Below are 18,831 nucleotides of genomic sequence, written 5' to 3'. Positions count from 1 at the left end.
AACCACGACAGCCGCTCACTAATACTGGCAGAGCCTAGCAAAGTGACAGCGAGCAAGCGCCGCCGCGCAGCAAAGCTGTCGTCCCCCTCCCCTAGCGCGCAGCGCGTAGAGAGAGGGGGAAGGCGCAAAGCGCCTCAGGGGGTGCTATTAATAGCGATAAGTTTCAGGCTTGTAAGGGCCTTGCTTGCTCACGCCGATATAAGCGGCTTGCTCGTCGCTCAGCTCGGTCAGCTGGGCGCCGACCTTCTTCAGGTGCAGGCGTGCGACCTTCTCGTCCAGCACCTTGGGCAGCACATAGACCTTGCCCACTTCGTAGGCGTCGGGGCGGGTGAACAGCTCGATCTGCGCCAGGGTCTGGTTGGCAAACGAGTTGGACATCACAAAGCTGGGGTGGCCGGTGGCGCAACCCAGGTTCACCAGACGGCCCTTGGCCAGCAGGATGATCTTCTTGCCGTCGGGGAAGGTGATGTGGTCGACCTGGGGCTTGATCTCTTCCCACTCGTACTTCTCGATCGAAGCGACATCGATTTCGTTGTCGAAGTGACCGATGTTGCAGACGATGGCCTCATCCTTCATCGCGACCATGTGCTCGTGGCGGATGATGTCCTTGTTGCCGGTGGTGGTCACGAAGATGTCGCACTTGTCGGCGGCATATTCCATGGTCACGACCTTGTAGCCTTCCATGGCGGCCTGCAGGGCATTGATGGGGTCGATCTCGGTCACCCACACTTGAGCGCGCAGCGCAGACAGCGCCTGGGCGCAGCCCTTGCCCACGTCGCCATAACCGGCGACCACGGCAACCTTGCCGGCGATCATCACGTCGGTGGCGCGCTTGATGCCGTCCACCAGCGATTCGCGGCAGCCGTACAGGTTGTCGAACTTGGACTTGGTCACCGAGTCATTCACATTGATCGCGCGGAACAGCAGGCTGCCGTTGGCAGACATTTCGTTCAGGCGGTGCACGCCAGTGGTGGTTTCTTCGGTCACGCCCAGGATCTGGGCCGACTTGCGGCTGTACCAGGTGGGGTCCACGGCCAGCTTGGCCTTGATGGCGGCGAAGACGATGCGCTCTTCTTCCGAGCCGGGGTTGGCCAGCACGGACAGGTCCTTCTCGGCGCGCTTGCCCAGGTGCATGAGCATGGTGGCATCGCCGCCGTCATCCAGGATCATGTTGGGGCCTTCGCCTTCGGTGCCGGCGGCGCCGAATTCAAAGATGCTGTGGGTGTAGTTCCAGTAGTCTTCCAGCGACTCGCCCTTGATGGCGTAGACAGGCACGCCGGTTTCGGCGATGGCAGCTGCTGCATGGTCCTGGGTCGAGAAGATGTTGCACGAAGCCCAGCGCACTTGTGCGCCCAGAGCCGTCAGCGTCTCGATCAGCACGGCCGTCTGGATGGTCATGTGCAGCGAGCCGGTGATGCGCGCGCCCTTCAGGGGCTGGGCAGCGGCGAACTCTTCACGCACAGCCATCAGGCCGGGCATTTCGGTTTCGGCGATCCTGATTTCCTTGCGGCCCCAGGCAGCCAGGGAAATATCGGTAATGGCCGAATCAGCGGGGTTGAAGCGCACGGCAGCGTTCATGGTTTTCTCCAAATCTTGAATGAAAAACCACGTTCTGCAGCAGAGGGGGAATGAACCGGCTCACCGCACAGAAAGCGTGGGCGAGCGTCGTTGCGGGATGAAATCCGAGCCTCACGCCCCGCGCAGACCAGCTCATGGCTGGCCGGGGGAACGCTGCAACGCTCCTCGGATGGACGGCGATTATAAAGGAATCAGCCTTCCAGGCCCACCAAGCGATAACCGACTTGCAACTCGGTTACCAGATGCCGGGGCTGGGCCGGATCGCTCTCTATCTTCTGGCGCAGGTTGGCCATGTGCACGCGCAGATAGTGAGGGCGGTCCAGATACTCCGCCCCCCAGACCTGCAGCAGCAGCTGGCGATGCGTCAGCACCTTGCCATGACCGGCAATCAGCGTCGCCAGCAGACGAAACTCAATGGGTGTGAGGTGCACGGCCACTCCGTCACGCTTGACATCGTGCGCCGCCAGATCCACCACCACCGTGCCGAAACGCGCACAGTTGCCGGGCTTGTCTGCCCCCGATGCCTGCTGGCGGCGGCGCAGCATCACGCGCAACCTGGCCAGCAGCTCCGGCACGCCAAAGGGCTTGGTCAGGTAGTCATCGGCCCCGGCATCCAGCGCCGCCACCTTCTCCTCTTCCCGCTCGCGCGCGGACAGGATCAGAATCGGCAACTGGCTCCAGCTGCGCAGCTCGGCAATCACGGTCTTGCCATCCGCATCGGGCAGCCCCAGGTCCAGCACGACGGCGTCGGGCTGGCGGCTGGCGGCCTCGATCAGGCCGCGCCTGGCGGTTTCGGACTCGAACACCTGCCAGCCTTCGTCCTCCAATGCCAGTCGCACAAAGCGGCGGATGCTGGCGTCGTCTTCAATCAGCAGGATGCGGGGGGCGGTGCTCGTCATGTCGGAGTTTCAATGGATGCACGGGATTGTCGGCTCATTCGTCCATGGCCGGTTGCTCGGGCACGGGCAGGTGCACGCTGAAAATGGTGCCCGGCCCGGGGTCTGCCGCCGCGACCCGCAATCTGCCGCCATGGGCTTGCACAATGCGCTGAGCCAGAGCCAGCCCGAGCCCCATGCCGAACACGGCACTCTCTGCCTGCCCACGCGTGAACGGCTCGAACAGTTGCTCGGGGGACAGATGCACTGGCAGGCCCGGCCCCGCGTCCTGCACGCTCAGCACACAGTCGCCATCGGCCACGCTCGCTGTCACGGTGATCGTCGTGCCTTCGGGCGTGTACTTGATGGCGTTGTCCAGCAGATTGACCAGCACACGCTCCATCAGCACGGCATCGAGCTGCAGCAAAGGCAGATCGGCCGGCAGCGAGGTCTGCAGCACATGAGCGGCCAGTCGCTCGCGCATCTGCGCCAGCGCGCTGCCCACCAGCTCGTCCACCGGCAGCCATTCGCGCTTGAGCTGCACGCCGCCTTGTTGCAGGCGCGCCATGGCCAGCAGGTTGTCCACCAGTTGCTGCAGCGCCTGTGCCTGATTGCGGATCTGCACCAGCATGTGATGCGCCGGCCCCTGGGGCGCATGCGGCAAGGCCGCCTGGGCCGCGCCCAGGATGCCCGTCAGCGGCGTGCGCAGATCGTGCGAGACGGCCGAGAGCAAGGTGTTGCGCATGCGCTCGCCCTCCATGGCGATCTGGGTCTGCTGCGCCACCTCCACAAAATGCACACGCTCCAGTGCCAGGGCAATCTGGCTGGCACAGGCATCGAGCAGGCGGCGCTCCTCGGGCACCCGCAATTTCTGCGGCGCACGCAACTGCAGTACCAGCACGCCGCGCGAGCGCACGGGTGCCATCAGCGGCACATAAAGCGCCGGCGCGGCGGCCAGGGTATCGGTGCCGTGGCCGGCCATCTGGCCATGCTCCATGCTCCAGCGGCCCACGCTGATGTCGATCTGACCTTCGCTGCCCTTCGCCAGCTGCAAGCGCTCATCGGCATCGGGCACCAGCAGCCCGGTCTGGGCATCAAAAACGCCTGAAATCGTAGTCAGCGCGATTTGCGTGACCTGCTCCTGCGTCAGCGCACCCGACAGGTCACGCGCCAGCCTGGCCAGCGCGCCGGCCCGCCTTTCGCGCTCTGCGGCCACGCGCGCCTCGTGGCGCAGCCGCGCCGTCAGCTGGCCGCAGACCAGGGCCACACCCAGCATCAGGCTGAAGGTGAACAGGTATTGCGTATCGTTGACGCTGAAAGAGTTGCGCGGCGGCACAAAATAGAAGTCGAACAGCAGCACTGACAGCAGGGCCGCCCATGCTCCGGGACCGCGCCCCCAGCGCACGGCCGACAGCACCACCACCAGCAGGAAAAGCATGACCACATTGGCCGGGTCGAACACCTGCAGCAGCAGCTCCGCCACCGCCGTAGCGGCCAGACATGCCAAGGTCACGCCCGCATAGCCCTTCCACGGAATGGTCTTTTCACGCGCCGCCGGCAATCGCAAGGGGCTGTCATTCTTGCTTTGCTTGACGGACAGCAGCAGCACGTCCAGGCCGGGATCCAGCGCAGCAATCTGCTCGGACAGGCTGGGGGCACGCCAGCGCAGCCAGCGCCCCAACGGTTCATGCACACGTGCCAGCACCAGATGACTGGCATTGCGCTCACGCGCAAAGTCCACCAGAGCCTGGGCCACACGGGCACCGGGAATGGTGGCCGTGTCCGCGCCCAGACGCGCAGCCAGCGCCAGTGTCTTGAGCACGGCCTCCTGCGCCGCCCGAGGCCGATGCTGGCGCTCCGGCGCATCCACATAGACCACCACCCAGTCGGCCTCCAGCCGCCTTGCCAGGCGTGCCACCTGGCGCACCAGGGCATCATCACCGGCGCGGCCGCCCACACCCACCAGCAGACGCTCGCGCGTGGGCCAGACATCGCCGATGGAGCGCTCGCGGCGGTAGTCGCGCATGTCTTCATCGACACGATCGGCCGTGCGGCGCAAGGCCAGCTCGCGCAGCGCCAGCAAATTGCCCTGGCGAAAGAAATTGCGCGAAGCCCGCTCGGCCTGCTCCAGCGGGTAGACCTTGCCCGACTTGAGGCGCTTGAGCAGCTCCTCGGGCGGGATATCGACCACGATGACCTCGTCGGCATCGTCAAAGATATGGTCGGGTACGGTCTCATGGACCTGTATGCCCACAATGCCACCCACCACATCGTTGAGGCTTTCCAGGTGCTGAACGTTGAGCGTGGTCCACACCTCGATGCCCGCCTCCAGCAGCTCCTGCACATCCTGCCAGCGCTTGGGGTGGCGCGAGCCGCTCACATTGCTGTGTGCCAGCTCGTCGAGCAGCAGCACCTCCGGGCGGCGCTCCAGAGCTGCATCGAGGTCGAACTCGTCCAGCTGCCTGCCCTGGTAGGCCAGCGTGCGCCGTGGCAGCAGTTCCAGGTCATGCAGTTGCTGCTCGGTCTCGGCACGGCCATGCGTCTCCACCAGCCCCACCAGAACCTTGCGCCCGGCCTGCCGCTCGCGCTGCGCGGCCGCCAGCATGGAATAGGTCTTGCCCACTCCGGCATTGGAGCCGAAGTAGATGCGTAGCTTGCCGAGATGGGCGCGCTGCCGATCTGCCTGCAGTTGAGCGACCAGCGCGTCGGGGTCGGGGCGCTGCGCGGCGGATGAGGGTGTGGATGAAGGCATCAGGCGATCAGCGTATCACTCAAGTGCGGTCAAAACCCGGCACTCAGGCCCAGCAGCCAGCCGCTGCGAGCCAGATCACGCCATTGGCCACGACTGTTGACGGCGCTGTAGTACCTGGCATCGGCCGAGGTACCCGCGTAGGCAAGCGATGCGGTCCACGGGCCCCAGGCCCTGGACAGCGAGATGCGCCAGTCGGCATAGGAAACATCGCTGTAATTGCGCACCCAGGTATAGCCGCCATGCAGGCCCAAGGTGGCGAGATCGCCCAGCGGATGCTGATAGTTCAGATCCAGATACTGGCTGCCGCGGCTGCTGCCCGCTGGTCGCAGCGCAGTGGCGAACGCCGAGTCGGCGGTACTCTCGCCCAGGCCGAAATAAGGCGTCAGTGCCACAGACCATTTAAGGCTCAGACCACCATGGGTCGCCCCCAGATAGAGCTCGGTGGTGTCAAAGCGTTTGCTGCTGCCATCGCTTGCGCCCAGGCGTGCGCCGGGATAGCGGTACTGCAAAAGCCCGGCATCGAGCAACCAGTCAGCCACGAGCTCGCCGCGCCAGCCACCATAGATATCGTGCTCCAGCCCCTGGCCCCGGCCGTAGCTGTTGGTAGAGACATTGGACAGCGACGTGCCCACATAAAAGCCCTTGGGCAAGGCCAGCTCCACTGCGCCCTGCACTGCCGCACCTTGCCAGGTCTGCGAGATGCCGCGAAAGCGGTAGTCACTGATCAGGCTCAGCGAGCCGGTCAGGGAGGACTTGCTGTCGGCCGGCACAGCCGCTGTGGTTTCAGAAACAGATTGCGCTTTTGCCTCCTCGGCAGCAAAAGAATTGGCACCGCTCAAAGCTGTCATCAACAACGCAGAGCTGATGACCCAGGAGTGCGATGCGTGGAATGTTTTTTGGGGGAAAGAGAGACGCATGATGGTGAAGCAAACAGATCAGACTTGCCGCGCCCGCAGGGAGCGCGGACAAGCCACAAAGACGAGAAAGCTAGGCCTGGATAGGACTTAGACGAGGCCGAGCACGGTCAGCAGCATGTCGATGAGCTTGATGCCCACAAACGGCACGATCAGCCCGCCCAGGCCATAGATCAGCAGGTTTCGGCGCAGCAGCAGGGCCGCACCCACGGCGCGATACTGCACACCACGCAAGGCCAGCGGCACCAGGGCGATGATGATCAGTGCATTGAAGATCACGGCGCTCAGGATGGCGGAATCGGCGCTGTGCAGCTGCATCACGTTGAGCGATGCCAGTTGCGGATAAGTGCCCACAAAGGCGGCCGGAATGATGGCGAAGTACTTGGCCACATCGTTGGCAATGCTGAAGGTGGTCAACGCGCCGCGCGTCATCAGCATCTGCTTGCCGGTTTCCACCACCTCGATCAGCTTGGTGGGGTTGCTGTCCAGATCCACCATGTTGCCGGCCTCTTTGGCAGCCTGGGTGCCGCTGTTCATGGCCACGGCCACATCAGCCTGGGCCAGGGCCGGCGCATCGTTGGTGCCGTCCCCCGTCATGGCCACCAGACGGCCGGCCGCCTGGTGCGAGCGGATCAGCTGCAGCTTGTCCTCGGGCCTGGCTTCGGCCAGGTAATCATCGACGCCGGCCTCGGCGGCAATGGCGGCTGCCGTCAGCGGGTTGTCGCCCGTCACCATCACCGTCTTTATGCCCATGCGGCGCAGTTCGGCAAAGCGCTCGCGCATGCCTGGCTTGACGATGTCCTTGAGCTCGATCACGCCCAGCACCTTGGCGCCATCGGCCACCACCAAAGGCGTGCTGCCCTTGCGCGAGACGTTATCCACGGACAGTTGCACCTGAGCCGGGAAGCTGCCTCCCGCCGCCTCGACATGCCGGCGCACGGCATCGGCGGCACCCTTGCGCAAGCTGCGCAGACCTTGCGGGCTCTGCAGATCCACCCCACTCATACGCGTCTGCGCGGTAAAGGGGATGAACTCGCCCGGAAAATCCGCACTGCTGCGATCGGGCAAGCCATGGCGCTCCCTGGCCAGAGCCACCACGCTGCGGCCTTCAGGTGTTTCATCTGCCAGAGACGACAGCTGTGCGGCTTCGGCCAGCTGCGCGGCGCTCATTCCGGGCGCCGGCAAAAACTCGCAGGCCTGGCGGTTGCCCAGGGTGATGGTGCCGGTCTTGTCCAGCAGCAGCACGTCCACATCACCGGCAGCCTCCACGGCCCGGCCCGAAGTGGCGATGACATTGGCCTGCATCATGCGGCTCATGCCGGCCACACCAATGGCCGACAGCAGGCCGCCAATCGTGGTCGGGATCAGGCATACCAGCAGCGCAATCAGCACGGCAATACCGACCACCGAGCCCGTTCCGGCCTGCGTCACCGCAAAGGCCGAGAAAGGCCACAGCGTGACGATGACCAGCAGGAAGACCAGCGTCAGCCCCACGAGCAAAATCGTCAGCGCCAACTCGTTCGGCGTCTTCTGGCGCTTGGCCGACTCGACCATGGAGATCATGCGATCCAGAAACGACTCGCCAGGGTTGACCGTGACTTCCACCACCAGCCAGTCCGACAGCACGCGTGTGCCTCCGGTCACCGACGAGAAGTCGCCTCCGGCCTCGCGGATCACGGGCGCGGATTCGCCGGTGATCGCGCTTTCGTCCACCGACGCAACGCCTTCTATCACCGTGCCGTCAAGCGCAATCGTGTCGCCGGCTTCCACGAAGATGACCACGCCCTTGCGCAGTTCGCTGGCGCGCATGGGAATCCATGAGCTGCCGAAATGCGGTTGCTGCAGCAGCTTGGCCACGGTATCGCGCTTCATGCCGCGCAGGCTGGCGGCCTGGGCGCGGCTGCGGCCCTCGGCCAATGCTTCGGCAAAGTTGGCAAACAGCACGGTGAACCACAGCCACAGCGCAATCGCCAGAACAAAGCCGCTGTTCTCGCTGCCCGGCTCCATCAGGCTCTGCCACCACAACAGACTGCTAAGGATCGCACCCAGATACACCACAAACATCACTGGATTGGCCCACTGCGTACGCGGCGAAAGTTTGCGCACCGCATTCCACAGAGCCGACTTCACCAGCTTGGCATCGAGCAGGCTGCGGCCTGCCGTCATTTTCTTTGTGCTCATGGCTTACTCCTTCACTGCGCTGGCGGCGGGCTGCAAGGCGTCCAGCGCCAGATTGAGCTGCAGCACATTCACGCGCGGCTCGCCCAGCAAGCCCAGCGTGCGCTGCTCTGTTTTCTGCGCCAGCAATGGCTGCACCTGCTCTGGCGAGAGCCCTCGCGCCTTCGCCACACGCGGCAGCTGCAGCAGCGCATTGGCCATCGAGATATGCGGATCCAGGCCCGATGCCGACGCCGTGACCGCATCCACCGGCACCGCCTGGTCTGCAGCCAGACCGTTGTCGGCGCGGTACTGCGTGACACGCTGCGCCACGGCTTCGGACAAGTCCTTGTGCGTTACCCCCTGGTTGCTGGCACCAGACAGGCCGGCGTTGTAGGGAGCCGCAATGCTTGCCCCTTCCTGGCCCGGATCGGGAGCGACCGTGGCGCTGGGACGGCCATGGAAGTACTGCGCCCCGGTGAATTGCTGGCCGATCAGTGCAGAGCCCACGATCCGGCCCTGGCGCTCGATCAGGCTGCCATTGGCCGCCTGGGGAAACAGTGCCTGCGCCACGCCCGTGGTCAGCAAGGGATAGGCAATGCCCGAGACCACCATTACCAGCAGGGCGGCGCGCACGCTGGAGCCCAGCAGACGTGACCAGGAGGCGGCTTGCGCCTCGGGCTGCGCTTGTGCGTGGCTAGGCAGCACTGAAGCGCAAAGTGTTTGAGTCGAAGTTTTCATGGTTTGCTCCCTGATCTGCAGCCGTGCATGGGCTGCAGACCATTGGCATCAATTGGATTGAACGTTAGGCGTACAGCTGAGCCACCAGCATTTGCAGGTGTTCGATCACGGGCCCCAGGGCCAGCGCCGGCAAAAAGGTCAACCCTCCCACCACCAGCACGACGAACACCAGCAGACCCATGAACAGCGGCGTGGCCGTGGGGAAGGTGCCCGGGCCTGCGGGCACGGTGGCCTTGGCCGCCAGGCTGCCGGCCACGGCCAGCATGGGCACAAGCGTCAGAAAGCGCCCCGCCAGCATGGCCAGGCCCGTGGTGGTGTTGAAGAAGGGCGTGTTGGCATTCAGCCCTGCAAAGGCCGAGCCGTTGTTGGCCGTGGCCGAGGCATAGGCGTAGAGAATCTCCGAGAAGCCATGCGGGCCGCGGTTGTTGAGACTGGCTGCGGCATCGGGCCATAGCACGGCCAGGGCCGTGAATCCCAGAATGCAGGCCGGCGGCACCAGCACCGCGAGCATGACCAGCTTGATCTCGCGCACCTCGATCTTCTTGCCCAGGAATTCAGGGGTGCGACCAATCATCATGCCGGCCAGAAACACCGTGAGGATGGCGTACTGGATCAGATTGATCAGTCCCACGCCGTCACCGCCGAAGACGCAGTTGAGCATCATCTGCGCCAGCGGCGTGATGCTGCCCAGCGGGGTCAGAGAATCATGCATGGCGTTGACCGAGCCCGTGGTGGCCGCTGTCGTGGTGGCCACAAACATGGCCGTATCGGCAATGCCGAAGCGCAGCTCCTTGCCCTCCATATTGCCGCCGCTCTGGGTCAGGCTGTATTGCTGATCGGCTCCGGCGCGCGCCAGCAGCTGGCTGCCGTTTTGCTCGGCCACGAACACCAGGCTCAGAAAGCCGACGAACATCACCATGCAGGCCGCGAACAGCACCCAGCCCTGCTTGCGGCGCAGCAGCATGGAGCCAAAGGCGTAAGTCATGCCGGCCGGGATCAGCAGCATCGAGAGGATATGCAGCAGGTTGGTCAGCGGCGTCGGGTTCTCGAACGGATGGGCTGCATTCATGCTGAAGAAGCCACCGCCATTCGTGCCCAGATGCTTGATGCTCTCCAGGCTGGCCACGGGTCCCATCAGCAGCTGCTGCCGGCCCCCTTCGAGCGTCGTCGCCACGGCTTCGGCGTGCAGGGTCTGCGGGATGCCCTGCCAGACATAGACCAGAGCCATGATGAAGGACAGCGGCAGCAGAACGCGCCAGAACACGCGCACGAAGTCGACCCAGAAGTTGCCGACATCCTGTGCGCTTGATCGCGCCAGACCGCGCACAAAACCGGCGCCTGCGGCGACACCGGTGGTGGCACCGGCAAACATCAGGAAGGTGATGACTACCATCTGCGTCGCATTGCTCAGGCTGTTCTCACCCGCGTAGGCCTGCCAGTTGGTATTGGTGATGAAGGAGGCTGCGGTGTTGAAGGCCAGGTCGGGCGCCTGCGCCGCAATCTCCAGCGGGTTCAGCGGCAGTGCGCCCTGCAGGCGCAGCAGCAGATAACCGAGCAGCATCATCAGCGCATTGCTCAGCAACAGAGCGGCGCCATAGCGCTTCCAGCCCATGCGCTCCTGCGGATTCACGCCCATGGCCCGGTAGCTCAGGCGCTCCAGCCAGCCATGGCGCTCGCTGGTAAAGCAGCGCGCCAGCCACTGGCCCATGGGTATGGTCAGCAAGGTTGCCGCAGTCAGCACGGCGGCAAATTCCATCCAGGGTAACCACATGATGTACCCCTTTCACAGACGCGCCAGGGCGCGCACAAAGCCCAGCAGTCCGACAAAGCAGACCACCGTCAGGCTCACAAAAATCAGGTCTTGCAGCACTTGCATGGCAGCCCCTTCAGAATTTCTCGGGGCGCAGCAGCGCATAGCCCAAATAGGCAAACAGCCCCAGCGCCGTCAGGGCGGCCAGGGCTTCAATCCAGGTGATGGTCATTTCATTCCTCCCGCAAGCCGTTCACGCGGCTTGATTGCGATGGAGGAACTGTAGAAATTCGCCCGTCAAGAACGGGTAGAGATTGGGCTTGCCGATATCAAGATGGCATCAAGAAGCGGCCCGATTCGCGGCCGCAACCCCGGCCAGCCACTGCACGCGCAGCGCCAGCATGCTGACCAGCGCCAGCACAGCCAAGGCCACGGAGCCGACGCCCGTCCAGCCCCAGCGCGACCAGAACCAGCCCGCCCCGGCCCCCAGCACGCTGGAGCCCATGTAATAGCCCCAGAGGTATAGCGATGACGCATGCCCCTTGGACTGCGTGGCCAGACGCCCCACCCAGCCGCTGGCCACCGAATGCGCGACAAAGAAGCCGGCCGTCAGCAGCACCATGCCGGCCACGATGGCGGCCAGGGGCTGAAACAGGGTCAGCACCACGCCTGCGGCCATCAGCAAAGTGCCTGCGAGCAGCACCGGCCCGCGGCCCAGCCTGTCGGCCAGCCCCCCGGCAATCGGCGACGCCGCCGTGCCCAGCAGATAGGCGTAGAAGATATGGCTGATCTGCAGCTGGCTCAGACCATAGGGCGAAGCACTGAGCAGAAAGCCGGCATAGTTGTAGATGCTGACAAACACGCCCATCAGGCCGAAGGCCATCAGGAACAGCAGCGGCAGGCCCGGGTGGCGCAGATGCCGCCCCCAGGCCTGCAGGTGATACCGGGCACCCAGCCCGGTCTTCTTGACGAAGTTGCGCGAGTTGGGCAACAGCCAGACAAAGCCCAGGGCGGCCAGCAGATCGAGCACCGAAAGCGCAGCCATGGCGTGGCGCCAGCCCCAGAACTCGGTCATCGCGCTCATGCCGACCCGGCCCAGCATGCCGCCCAGTGCCGTGCCGCCCACATACAGGCCCATGGCAAAGCCCAGGCCCGGCGGATCGATCTCTTCGGACAGATAGGCCATGGCCACGGCGGGCACGCCGCCCAGCAGCAAGCCTTCCAGCGCGCGTGCGGCCAGCAGCGCATGCCACTGCGGCATCAACGAAGCCAGCAGATTGCACAGCGCCGCCAGTGCCATGGAGATGAACATCAGCTTGCGCCGCCCCAGCCCCTCGGACAAGGCCCCTGCCAGCACGATGGAGCCGGCCAGGCAGGCCGTAGAGACCGACAGCGCCAGCGCGCTCTGGGCCGGACTGATGGCAAAGCTGTGTGCCAGCTCCGGCAGCAGCGGCTGCACGCAGTACAGCAGGGAGAAGGTGGCAAACCCCGCCAGGAAAAGCGCTACGCTGACCCGCCAGTATTCGGGCGTGCCGCGCTGGATCCATACCGGGGCGGCAGAGGCTGGAGACTGGGTGGCTAAGGAGGTGTTCACCTCCTGCGGGGCGCTGTTCATGGGGAAAAATGAGGGCCTGAGACTAGGCCGCTATTGTGCTGCGCATCTGCCGCCAGCCACAGCCGCAAGCCTTAGTCTTAGCCATTAGCCAATGGCGTCGTCATTGGCATCGCCCGTCCCGCATTGGCCGCAGCCTCTCCAAGAATTGGCCCTGCCGTTAAAATAAGCGCCCTCAAGACTTATTCACAGGTCTGCCCTGCATGGGTGCGGGCCTGGTGCGGCAAACGGACCGCCGCACCTTTTGTTGTCACAGCCGGCGTTCTCCGGCTGTATTTACAGCTCTCAATACTGTGTCATACGCCCCAGAAACCCGGCGCCGTCGTACGTTCGCCATCATCTCCCACCCGGACGCGGGTAAGACCACGCTGACCGAAAAGCTGCTGCTGTTCTCGGGCGCGATCCAGATTGCCGGCGCCGTCAAGGGCCGCAAGGCCTCGCGCCACGCCACCTCCGACTGGATGGAAATCGAGAAGCAGCGCGGCATCTCGGTGGCCTCGTCGGTGATGCAGATGAGCTACCGCGATCATGTGATCAACCTGCTCGACACTCCCGGCCACAAGGACTTCTCGGAAGATACCTACCGCGTGCTGACGGCCGTGGACTCGGCGCTGATGGTGATCGACGCGGCCAACGGCGTGGAATCGCAGACCCGCCGCCTGATCGAGGTCTGCCGCCAGCGCAACACGCCCATCATCTCCTTCGTCAACAAGTTCGACCGGGAAGTGCGCGACCCGCTGGACATCATGGACGAAGTCGAGCGCGAGCTGGGCATGCCCTGCTGCCCCATCACCTGGCCCGTGGGTCAGGGCAAGAGCTTCGGCGGCATCATCAATCTGCGCACGCAGAGCATGACGGTGTTCACGCCCGGCAGCGACCGCGGCCCCAAGGACTTTGAAGTCATTCCGCTGAGCGAAGGCGACAAGCTGCGCGCGCGCTTTGGCAAGGCTTTCGACGATGCCCTGGAATCCATGGAACTGGCTGTTGGCGCCTCGGCCGAATGGGACCATGAGGCCTTCCTGGCAGGCAAGCTGACCCCCGTGTTCTTCGGCTCCGGTGTGAACAACTTCGGTGTGATGGAAGTGCTGGACGCCGTGGTCGACATGTCGCCCCCACCCGGCCCGCGCGTTGCCTTCACCGAAGTGAACCGCCAGCGCGAAGAAGTCACCATCAACCCCGAAGACAAGACCTTCGCAGGCGTGGTGTTCAAGGTGCAGGCCAATATGGACAGCAACCACCGCGACCGCATCGCCTTCGTGCGCGTGGCCAGCGGCAAGTACACCCCTGGCATGAAGATGAAGGTGCAGCGCACCGGCAAGGAACTGCGTCCCACGTCCGTGGTGACCTTCATGTCGCAGCGCCGCGAAGCCGTCGACGAAGCCTATGCGGGCGACATCATCGGCTTCACGATTCACGGCGGCGTGCAACTGGGCGACTCCATCACCGACGGCCCCAATCTGCAGTTCACCGGCCTGCCCTTCTTCGCGCCCGAAATGTTCATGACCGTGGTGCTCAAGAACCCGCTGCGTACCAAGCAGCTGCAGCAAGGCCTGATGCAGCTGGGTGAGGAAGGTGCGATCCAGGTGTTCAAGCCCGATGTCGGCGGCAATATGCTGCTGGGCGCCGTGGGTCAGCTGCAGTTCGAAGTGGTGCAGCACCGCCTCAAGACCGAGTACGACTGCGACGTCCGCCTGGAAGGCTGCCAGTACACAGGTGCACGCTGGATCACTGCCGATTCGCCCGCCGAGCTGCGCGAGTTCGAGAACGCCTACCCCATGCGCCTGGCGCATGATGCGGCCGACACCCTGGCCTATCTGTGCACCAGCCCCTATGACGTGCGCCTGGCCCAGGAGCGTTTCCCCAAGATCCACTTCCACCCGCTGCGCGAGCATGCGGGATTGGCACTGGGCTCGGCGAACTGAGCGTGGTCACCCCCTGAGGCGCTTCGCGCCTTCCCCCTCTCTGGCTTCGCCGGAGGGGGACGACATCCTCGCTGCGAGGCGGCTCTTGCTCGATGTCTCTGAGTTGGACCGCGCTAGCTTCAGGCGAGGATCAACATCGAGAGAGTTTGTTGTGAGCCAAGAATTTCTGCGCCCCTTGTCTGAACTGAAGGTTCCCCAGAACCTGCTGGGCGTGCTGACCGATATCGACGACACGCTGACCACCGACGGCGTGGTGCCCGAGCATGTGGTGGCCGCGATTGCGCGCCTCAAGGATGCGGGTCTGAAAGTGGTGCCCATCACCGGCCGACCCGTCGGCTGGAGCGTGCCGTTTGCATCGGCCTGGCCCGTGGACGCCATCGTGGCCGAGAACGGTGCCGTGGCCCTGCGCCGCAATGCCCAGGGCGGCCTGGACAAGCTCTACCAGCAGTCTGCCGATGAGCGCGCCCGCAACTTTGCCCGTATGCAGCAGGTGCTCGGGCAGATCGAGGCCACCGTGCCCGGCGCCCAACGCGCCACGGACTCGGCCGGCCGCGAATGCGATATCGCCGTGGACCACAGCGAATTCACGAACATGCCCCAGGCACAGATCGATGCATGCGTGGCCATCATGAAGGCGGCCGGCATGAATGCCACCGTCAGCTCCATTCACATCAACGGCTGGTTCGGCGAGCACAACAAGCTCGAAGGCGCGCGCTGGATCGCTCGCGAGCTGTTCGACATCGATCTGGACGCCACGCTGGCGCGCTGGGTGTATATCGGCGATTCGACCAACGACCAGCAGATGTTCGAGCACATGCCCCACAGCGTGGGCGTGGCCAATATCGCGCGCTTCGTGCCCCAGCTCAGGCATCTGCCGCGCCATGTGACCACGGCCGAGCGCGGCGACGGCTTTGTGCAGCTTGTCGATCAGTTGCTGGATCAGTTGCTGGCTCAGCAAAAATAGTAGCTGCAACCGCTCTTTGCATAATGATTTCAATATAAAAACAACCTGAAATCGTTTGAAAACAAGCGCAAGAAGCTCTCATTTTTAAAGGCCTCCGTGCTTGCCGGCACAGAGGCCTTTTTTGATGCCCACCCATCGCCGGACACGATGCACCCACCCGTACAAGACGACCCCCGGATGCGTAAAAACCCACGGTTGGCACTCACTACAATTTTTGATTCATTTCAAAACATTTCTGAGAGACCAACACCATGCGCATGATTCGCCGCACCTTCGTCGCCACGGCCGTGGCCGCAACAGCCGCCCTGACCGCCGGCACTGCATTTGCCCAGGGCAAGGAAGTCAAGATCGGCTATGCGCTGGCCGTCAACTCCCACTACGGCGCGGCCGCCAACGCCTGGGCCGAAGGCGTGGAAAAAGGCACCAACGGCGCCTACAAGTTCAAGCAGTTCCCCGCCTCCGCCCTAGGTGGCGAGCGCGAGCTGATCGAAGGCCTGCAACTGGGCACCGTGGAAGCCGCCATCGTCTCCACCGGCGCCCTGAGCAACTTCGTGCCCGATGTGGGCGTGGTCGACATCCCCTTCCTGTTCCGCGACACCCAGCACGCACGAGCAGTGATGGACGGCGCTTTCGGTCAGGAGCTGCTGGCCAAGTTCCAAAAGCGCGGCCTGATCGCGCTGGCCTGGGGCGAGCAGGGCTTTCGCCATCTGAGCAACAACAAGCATGCCGTCAATGGCGTGCCCGACCTCAAGGGCCTGAAGATCCGTGTGACCGAGAACCCCGTGCACATCACGGCCTTCCGCACCCTGGGTGCCTCGCCCACCCCCATGTCCTGGCCCGAAGTCATCGGTGCGCTGCAGCAAGGCACGATTGACGGCCAGGAGAACCCCATCTCCGTGCTGGTGTCCGCCAAGCTGTGGCAGGTGCAAAAGCACCTGACCCTGACCTCCCACGTCTACGCCCCCATGGCCCTGATCGTGTCGCCCTCGTTCTGGGGATCGCTGAACGCCGCCCAGAAGACCGCCTTCACCGAAGCCGCCAAGAAGGGTGCACTGGCCTCGCGCGCCTTTGTGGACAACGTGGAGAAGAAGGGCGTGGAAGAAGCCAAGGCCAACGGCATGAAGGTCGTGGAAAAGGTCGACCAGACCGCTTTCCGCACCGCGCTGGAGCCCGCGTACAAGGAATACGCCAAGAAGTTCGGCCAGAAGACGCTGGACTCCATCACCGCCGTCAAGTAAGCACTGCCGGCATGGACCGGTCTCCGTGCAGGCGGGCCCGTGCATTTTTCTCCCACCTGGGCAAGGCAGGACCTTGCCCGGCTGCGGTCAGCACGAATGGACTTGCGCCAATTCCCGCCGATGATGACGCAGCCTTCAACTTTGTGACGCAGCCGGCTCTTGCGCCTGGTTTCACCGCTGCCTCAGCTCACCCCCACTCCTATGCTTGATCGTATCGAACGCCTTCTCGTGGCCGGCAATCGCTGGCTGCTGATCTTGCTGCTGCTGGCCATGGCCTGCATCGTTTTTGCCAACGTGGTGCTGCGCTACACCACGGGCGACTCCATCGTCTGGGCCGAAGAAGTGGCCCGCCACATGATGATCTGGGTCACTTTCCTGGGCGCAGGCCTGGTGCTGCGCTTTGGCGGCCATGTGGCCATCGACAATCTGCACCGCAGCGTGAGCACCCGCAAGGCACAGGCCATGCGCGGCTTTGTCGTGCTCATTTTGGCGATCTTCTTTGCCGTGATGACCGTGACCTCGTCGCAGTACGTGTACGCCACGCGCTTTCAGACCACGGCGGCCACGGACATCCCGATCTCCTATATCTACGGTGCCATGCCCGTGGGCTTTGTGCTGATGCTGATCCATTTGCTGTTCATCGCACGCGGCTACATCGCCGCCGGCAGCTTCGCCGAGTCCGATGAAATGGATGCGGACGCTGCAGCATCGATATGAAACACCCCCTGAGTCGCTATGCGCCTTCCCCCTCTCTCGCTTCGCGGGAGGGGGACGACAGCCTCGCTGCAGGGCGGTCCTTGCTCGCTGTCCCTGGCTTGGGTCAGGCCAGTTTTATGCGTTGCGCCGCAAATCTGAGTCGCTATGCGCCTTCCCCCTGGAAGGGGGACGACAGCCTCGCTGGGGCAGCCCTCGCTGGGGCAGCCCCCGCTGCGGGGCGGCGCGGCCGGCCTAGGCCCTTGCTCGCTGTCCCTGGCTTGGTGCGCGCACGAATTGATGCGCCACACCATGAATCACTGATTGACTGAAACACCATGGGTATCACTTTATTTGTTGCCATCGTCGCCCTGCTCACGCTGGGCTTTCCGGTGGCGTTTGCGCTGGCCATTGCGGCAGCCCTGGCGGTCTTTGTTGGCGGACGTTATCCACAGCTGATCGTCTTCAAGGAAATGTTCACGGGCATCGACAGCTTTCCGCTGATGGCCGTGCCCTTCTTCATCCTGGCCGCAGAGCTGATGTCGGGCGGCGCGCTCACGGCCGTGCTGCTGCGCTTTGCCGCCCAGTTCGTCGGCCATCTGCGCGGCGGCCTGGGCTATGCCAATGTGCTGTCGCTGACCATGTTCTCGGGCATCTCCGGCTCGGCCCTGGCCGATGCAGCCGGCCCCGGCTCCATGATGGTCAAGATGATGGACAAGGCCGGCTACAGCCGCCCCTATGCGGCCGCGCTGACGGCCAGCACCGCCATCGTCGGCCCCATCATTCCGCCATCGGTCAGCATGATCATCTATGCGCTGCAGGATGAGCACGTGTCCGTAGGCGGCCTGTTCATGGCCGGCTTCATTCCCGGCATTCTGATCGCGCTGGCCATGGCGGCCGTCAACTGGTGGGTCTGCAAGAAGCGCGACTACCGCAGCACCGAGCCGCGTCCCTCGGCGCGCGAGATGTGGAGCACCAGCTTCAAGGCCATCCCCGCGCTGATGCTCATCGTGCTCATCGTGGTCGGCATCCGCTTCGGCATCTTCACGCCCACGGAAGCCTCCGTCGTGGCCGTGTTCTATGCGCTGGTCTGCGGCAAATGGGTCTACCGCACGCTCAAGTGGTCGGCCCTGCCCGGCATTCTGGCGCGCTCGGCCATGCTCACGGCCTCGGTGCTGCTGGTGATGGCGACCTCGGCCGCCTTTGCCTGGGTGCTCACGGTGGAAGGCATTCCGCAGTATCTGTCCGAGCTGATCGTGAGCTGGGAACTCTCGCCCGTCATGTTCCTGATTGCCGTGAACATTCTGCTGCTGGTCTTCGGCATCTTCATGGAGCCGCTGCCCGGCGTGATGATTCTGGTGCCCATTCTCGCGCCCATCGCCTTCAGCCTGGGCATCGATCCCACGCACTTCGCCATGGTGGTGATCGTCAACCTCACGCTGGGCATGATCACGCCGCCGGTCGGCGGCCTGCTGTTCGTGACTGCCGTGTCAACGCGCGTGTCCATCACCGATCTGACGCGCGAGATGCCGCTGTTCCTGCTGGCCCACTTCATCGTGCTGTGCCTGCTGACCTTTATCCCCGAGTTGTCGACCTGGCTGCCGCATACGCTGGGCTTCCAATAAGCACTGCGCT

At 64.1% G+C, this 18,831-nt stretch carries 14 protein-coding genes and 1 riboswitch; of the genes, 5 read left to right on the top strand and 9 right to left on the bottom strand.

The features are described 5' to 3' along the window. Positions 1-147: 147 nt before the first annotated feature. From ahcY to AC1RTQ_RS04825, 9 genes are all read right to left on the bottom strand, one after another. Entirely contained in the window at positions 148-1,578 is a 1,431-nt protein-coding gene (gene ahcY, locus AC1RTQ_RS04865; RefSeq protein ID WP_302092386.1) for an adenosylhomocysteinase, read from the bottom strand. A 75-nt stretch (positions 1,579-1,653) separates the two neighbouring features. Then, positions 1,654-1,751, bottom strand: a riboswitch (S-adenosyl-L-homocysteine riboswitch). An 18-nt stretch (positions 1,752-1,769) separates the two neighbouring features. Further along, positions 1,770-2,477, bottom strand: a complete 708-nt coding sequence (locus AC1RTQ_RS04860; protein WP_492874564.1) for a response regulator — start codon at positions 2,475-2,477, stop codon at positions 1,770-1,772. A 34-nt stretch (positions 2,478-2,511) separates the two neighbouring features. Next, a complete protein-coding gene (locus AC1RTQ_RS04855) occupies positions 2,512-5,205 on the bottom strand; it encodes a DUF4118 domain-containing protein (RefSeq protein WP_492874563.1) in 2,694 nt (897 codons plus the stop codon). Between the two features lie 29 nt (positions 5,206-5,234). After that, positions 5,235-6,122: a TorF family putative porin gene (locus AC1RTQ_RS04850; protein WP_492874562.1), complete on the bottom strand. Its 888-nt coding sequence runs from the start codon at positions 6,120-6,122 to the stop codon at positions 5,235-5,237. A gap of 87 nt (positions 6,123-6,209) precedes the next feature. After that, on the bottom strand, positions 6,210-8,300 hold the full coding sequence (gene kdpB / locus AC1RTQ_RS04845; RefSeq protein WP_492874561.1) for a potassium-transporting ATPase subunit KdpB: 2,091 nt from the start codon (positions 8,298-8,300) through the stop codon (positions 6,210-6,212). 3 nt (positions 8,301-8,303) lie between these two features. Next, a complete protein-coding gene (gene kdpC / locus AC1RTQ_RS04840) occupies positions 8,304-9,017 on the bottom strand; it encodes a K(+)-transporting ATPase subunit C (RefSeq protein ID WP_492874560.1) in 714 nt (237 codons plus the stop codon). Positions 9,018-9,081: 64 nt separating this feature from the next. Beyond that, a complete protein-coding gene (kdpA, locus tag AC1RTQ_RS04835) occupies positions 9,082-10,788 on the bottom strand; it encodes a potassium-transporting ATPase subunit KdpA (protein WP_492874559.1) in 1,707 nt (568 codons plus the stop codon). A 115-nt stretch (positions 10,789-10,903) separates the two neighbouring features. Next, positions 10,904-10,999, bottom strand: coding sequence for a K(+)-transporting ATPase subunit F (gene kdpF / locus AC1RTQ_RS04830; RefSeq protein ID WP_003061706.1), 96 nt, complete (start codon positions 10,997-10,999; stop codon positions 10,904-10,906). Positions 11,000-11,107: 108 nt separating this feature from the next. After that, entirely contained in the window at positions 11,108-12,382 is a 1,275-nt protein-coding gene (locus AC1RTQ_RS04825) for an MFS transporter (RefSeq protein ID WP_492874558.1), read from the bottom strand. A gap of 290 nt (positions 12,383-12,672) precedes the next feature. Here AC1RTQ_RS04825 and AC1RTQ_RS04820 point away from each other — a divergent pair, with 290 nt between their 5' ends. From AC1RTQ_RS04820 to AC1RTQ_RS04800, 5 genes are all read left to right on the top strand, one after another. Continuing rightward, positions 12,673-14,301, top strand: a complete 1,629-nt coding sequence (locus AC1RTQ_RS04820; RefSeq protein WP_211457893.1) for a peptide chain release factor 3 — start codon at positions 12,673-12,675, stop codon at positions 14,299-14,301. 151 nt (positions 14,302-14,452) lie between these two features. Continuing rightward, a complete protein-coding gene (locus AC1RTQ_RS04815; protein WP_492874557.1) occupies positions 14,453-15,265 on the top strand; it encodes an HAD-IIB family hydrolase in 813 nt (270 codons plus the stop codon). 251 nt (positions 15,266-15,516) lie between these two features. Further along, positions 15,517-16,503 carry a TRAP transporter substrate-binding protein gene (locus tag AC1RTQ_RS04810; RefSeq protein WP_034364127.1) on the top strand — a complete coding sequence of 329 codons (987 nt, stop codon included), beginning with the start codon at positions 15,517-15,519 and terminating at the stop codon, positions 16,501-16,503. Positions 16,504-16,704: 201 nt separating this feature from the next. Then, complete coding sequence (locus tag AC1RTQ_RS04805; protein WP_302092397.1) at positions 16,705-17,220, top strand: TRAP transporter small permease; 516 nt, start codon at positions 16,705-16,707, stop codon at positions 17,218-17,220. A 314-nt stretch (positions 17,221-17,534) separates the two neighbouring features. Beyond that, positions 17,535-18,821, top strand: coding sequence for a TRAP transporter large permease (locus AC1RTQ_RS04800; protein ID WP_492874556.1), 1,287 nt, complete (start codon positions 17,535-17,537; stop codon positions 18,819-18,821). Positions 18,822-18,831 lie beyond the last annotated feature (10 nt).

It is taken from the genome of Comamonas sp. GW821-FHT11H03 (genome assembly GCF_058807955.1).
Note: the sequence above shows the minus strand (reverse complement) of the source record. Positions and strands in the feature narration are given on the sequence as shown.

Coding starts and splice junctions, on each gene's coding strand:
- AC1RTQ_RS04800 (WP_492874556.1), top strand. CDS start 17,535: ATGGGTATCACTTTATTTGTTGCCATCGTCGCCCTGCTCACGCTGGGC.
- AC1RTQ_RS04860 (WP_492874564.1), bottom strand. CDS start 2,477: ATGACGAGCACCGCCCCCCGCATCCTGCTGATTGAAGACGACGCCAGC.
- AC1RTQ_RS04855 (WP_492874563.1), bottom strand. CDS start 5,205: ATGCCTTCATCCACACCCTCATCCGCCGCGCAGCGCCCCGACCCCGAC.
- AC1RTQ_RS04805 (WP_302092397.1), top strand. CDS start 16,705: ATGCTTGATCGTATCGAACGCCTTCTCGTGGCCGGCAATCGCTGGCTG.
- kdpA (WP_492874559.1), bottom strand. CDS start 10,788: ATGTGGTTACCCTGGATGGAATTTGCCGCCGTGCTGACTGCGGCAACC.
- ahcY (WP_302092386.1), bottom strand. CDS start 1,578: ATGAACGCTGCCGTGCGCTTCAACCCCGCTGATTCGGCCATTACCGAT.
- AC1RTQ_RS04825 (WP_492874558.1), bottom strand. CDS start 12,382: ATGAACAGCGCCCCGCAGGAGGTGAACACCTCCTTAGCCACCCAGTCT.
- kdpF (WP_003061706.1), bottom strand. CDS start 10,999: ATGACCATCACCTGGATTGAAGCCCTGGCCGCCCTGACGGCGCTGGGG.
- AC1RTQ_RS04850 (WP_492874562.1), bottom strand. CDS start 6,122: ATGCGTCTCTCTTTCCCCCAAAAAACATTCCACGCATCGCACTCCTGG.
- kdpC (WP_492874560.1), bottom strand. CDS start 9,017: ATGAAAACTTCGACTCAAACACTTTGCGCTTCAGTGCTGCCTAGCCAC.
- kdpB (WP_492874561.1), bottom strand. CDS start 8,300: ATGAGCACAAAGAAAATGACGGCAGGCCGCAGCCTGCTCGATGCCAAG.
- AC1RTQ_RS04810 (WP_034364127.1), top strand. CDS start 15,517: ATGCGCATGATTCGCCGCACCTTCGTCGCCACGGCCGTGGCCGCAACA.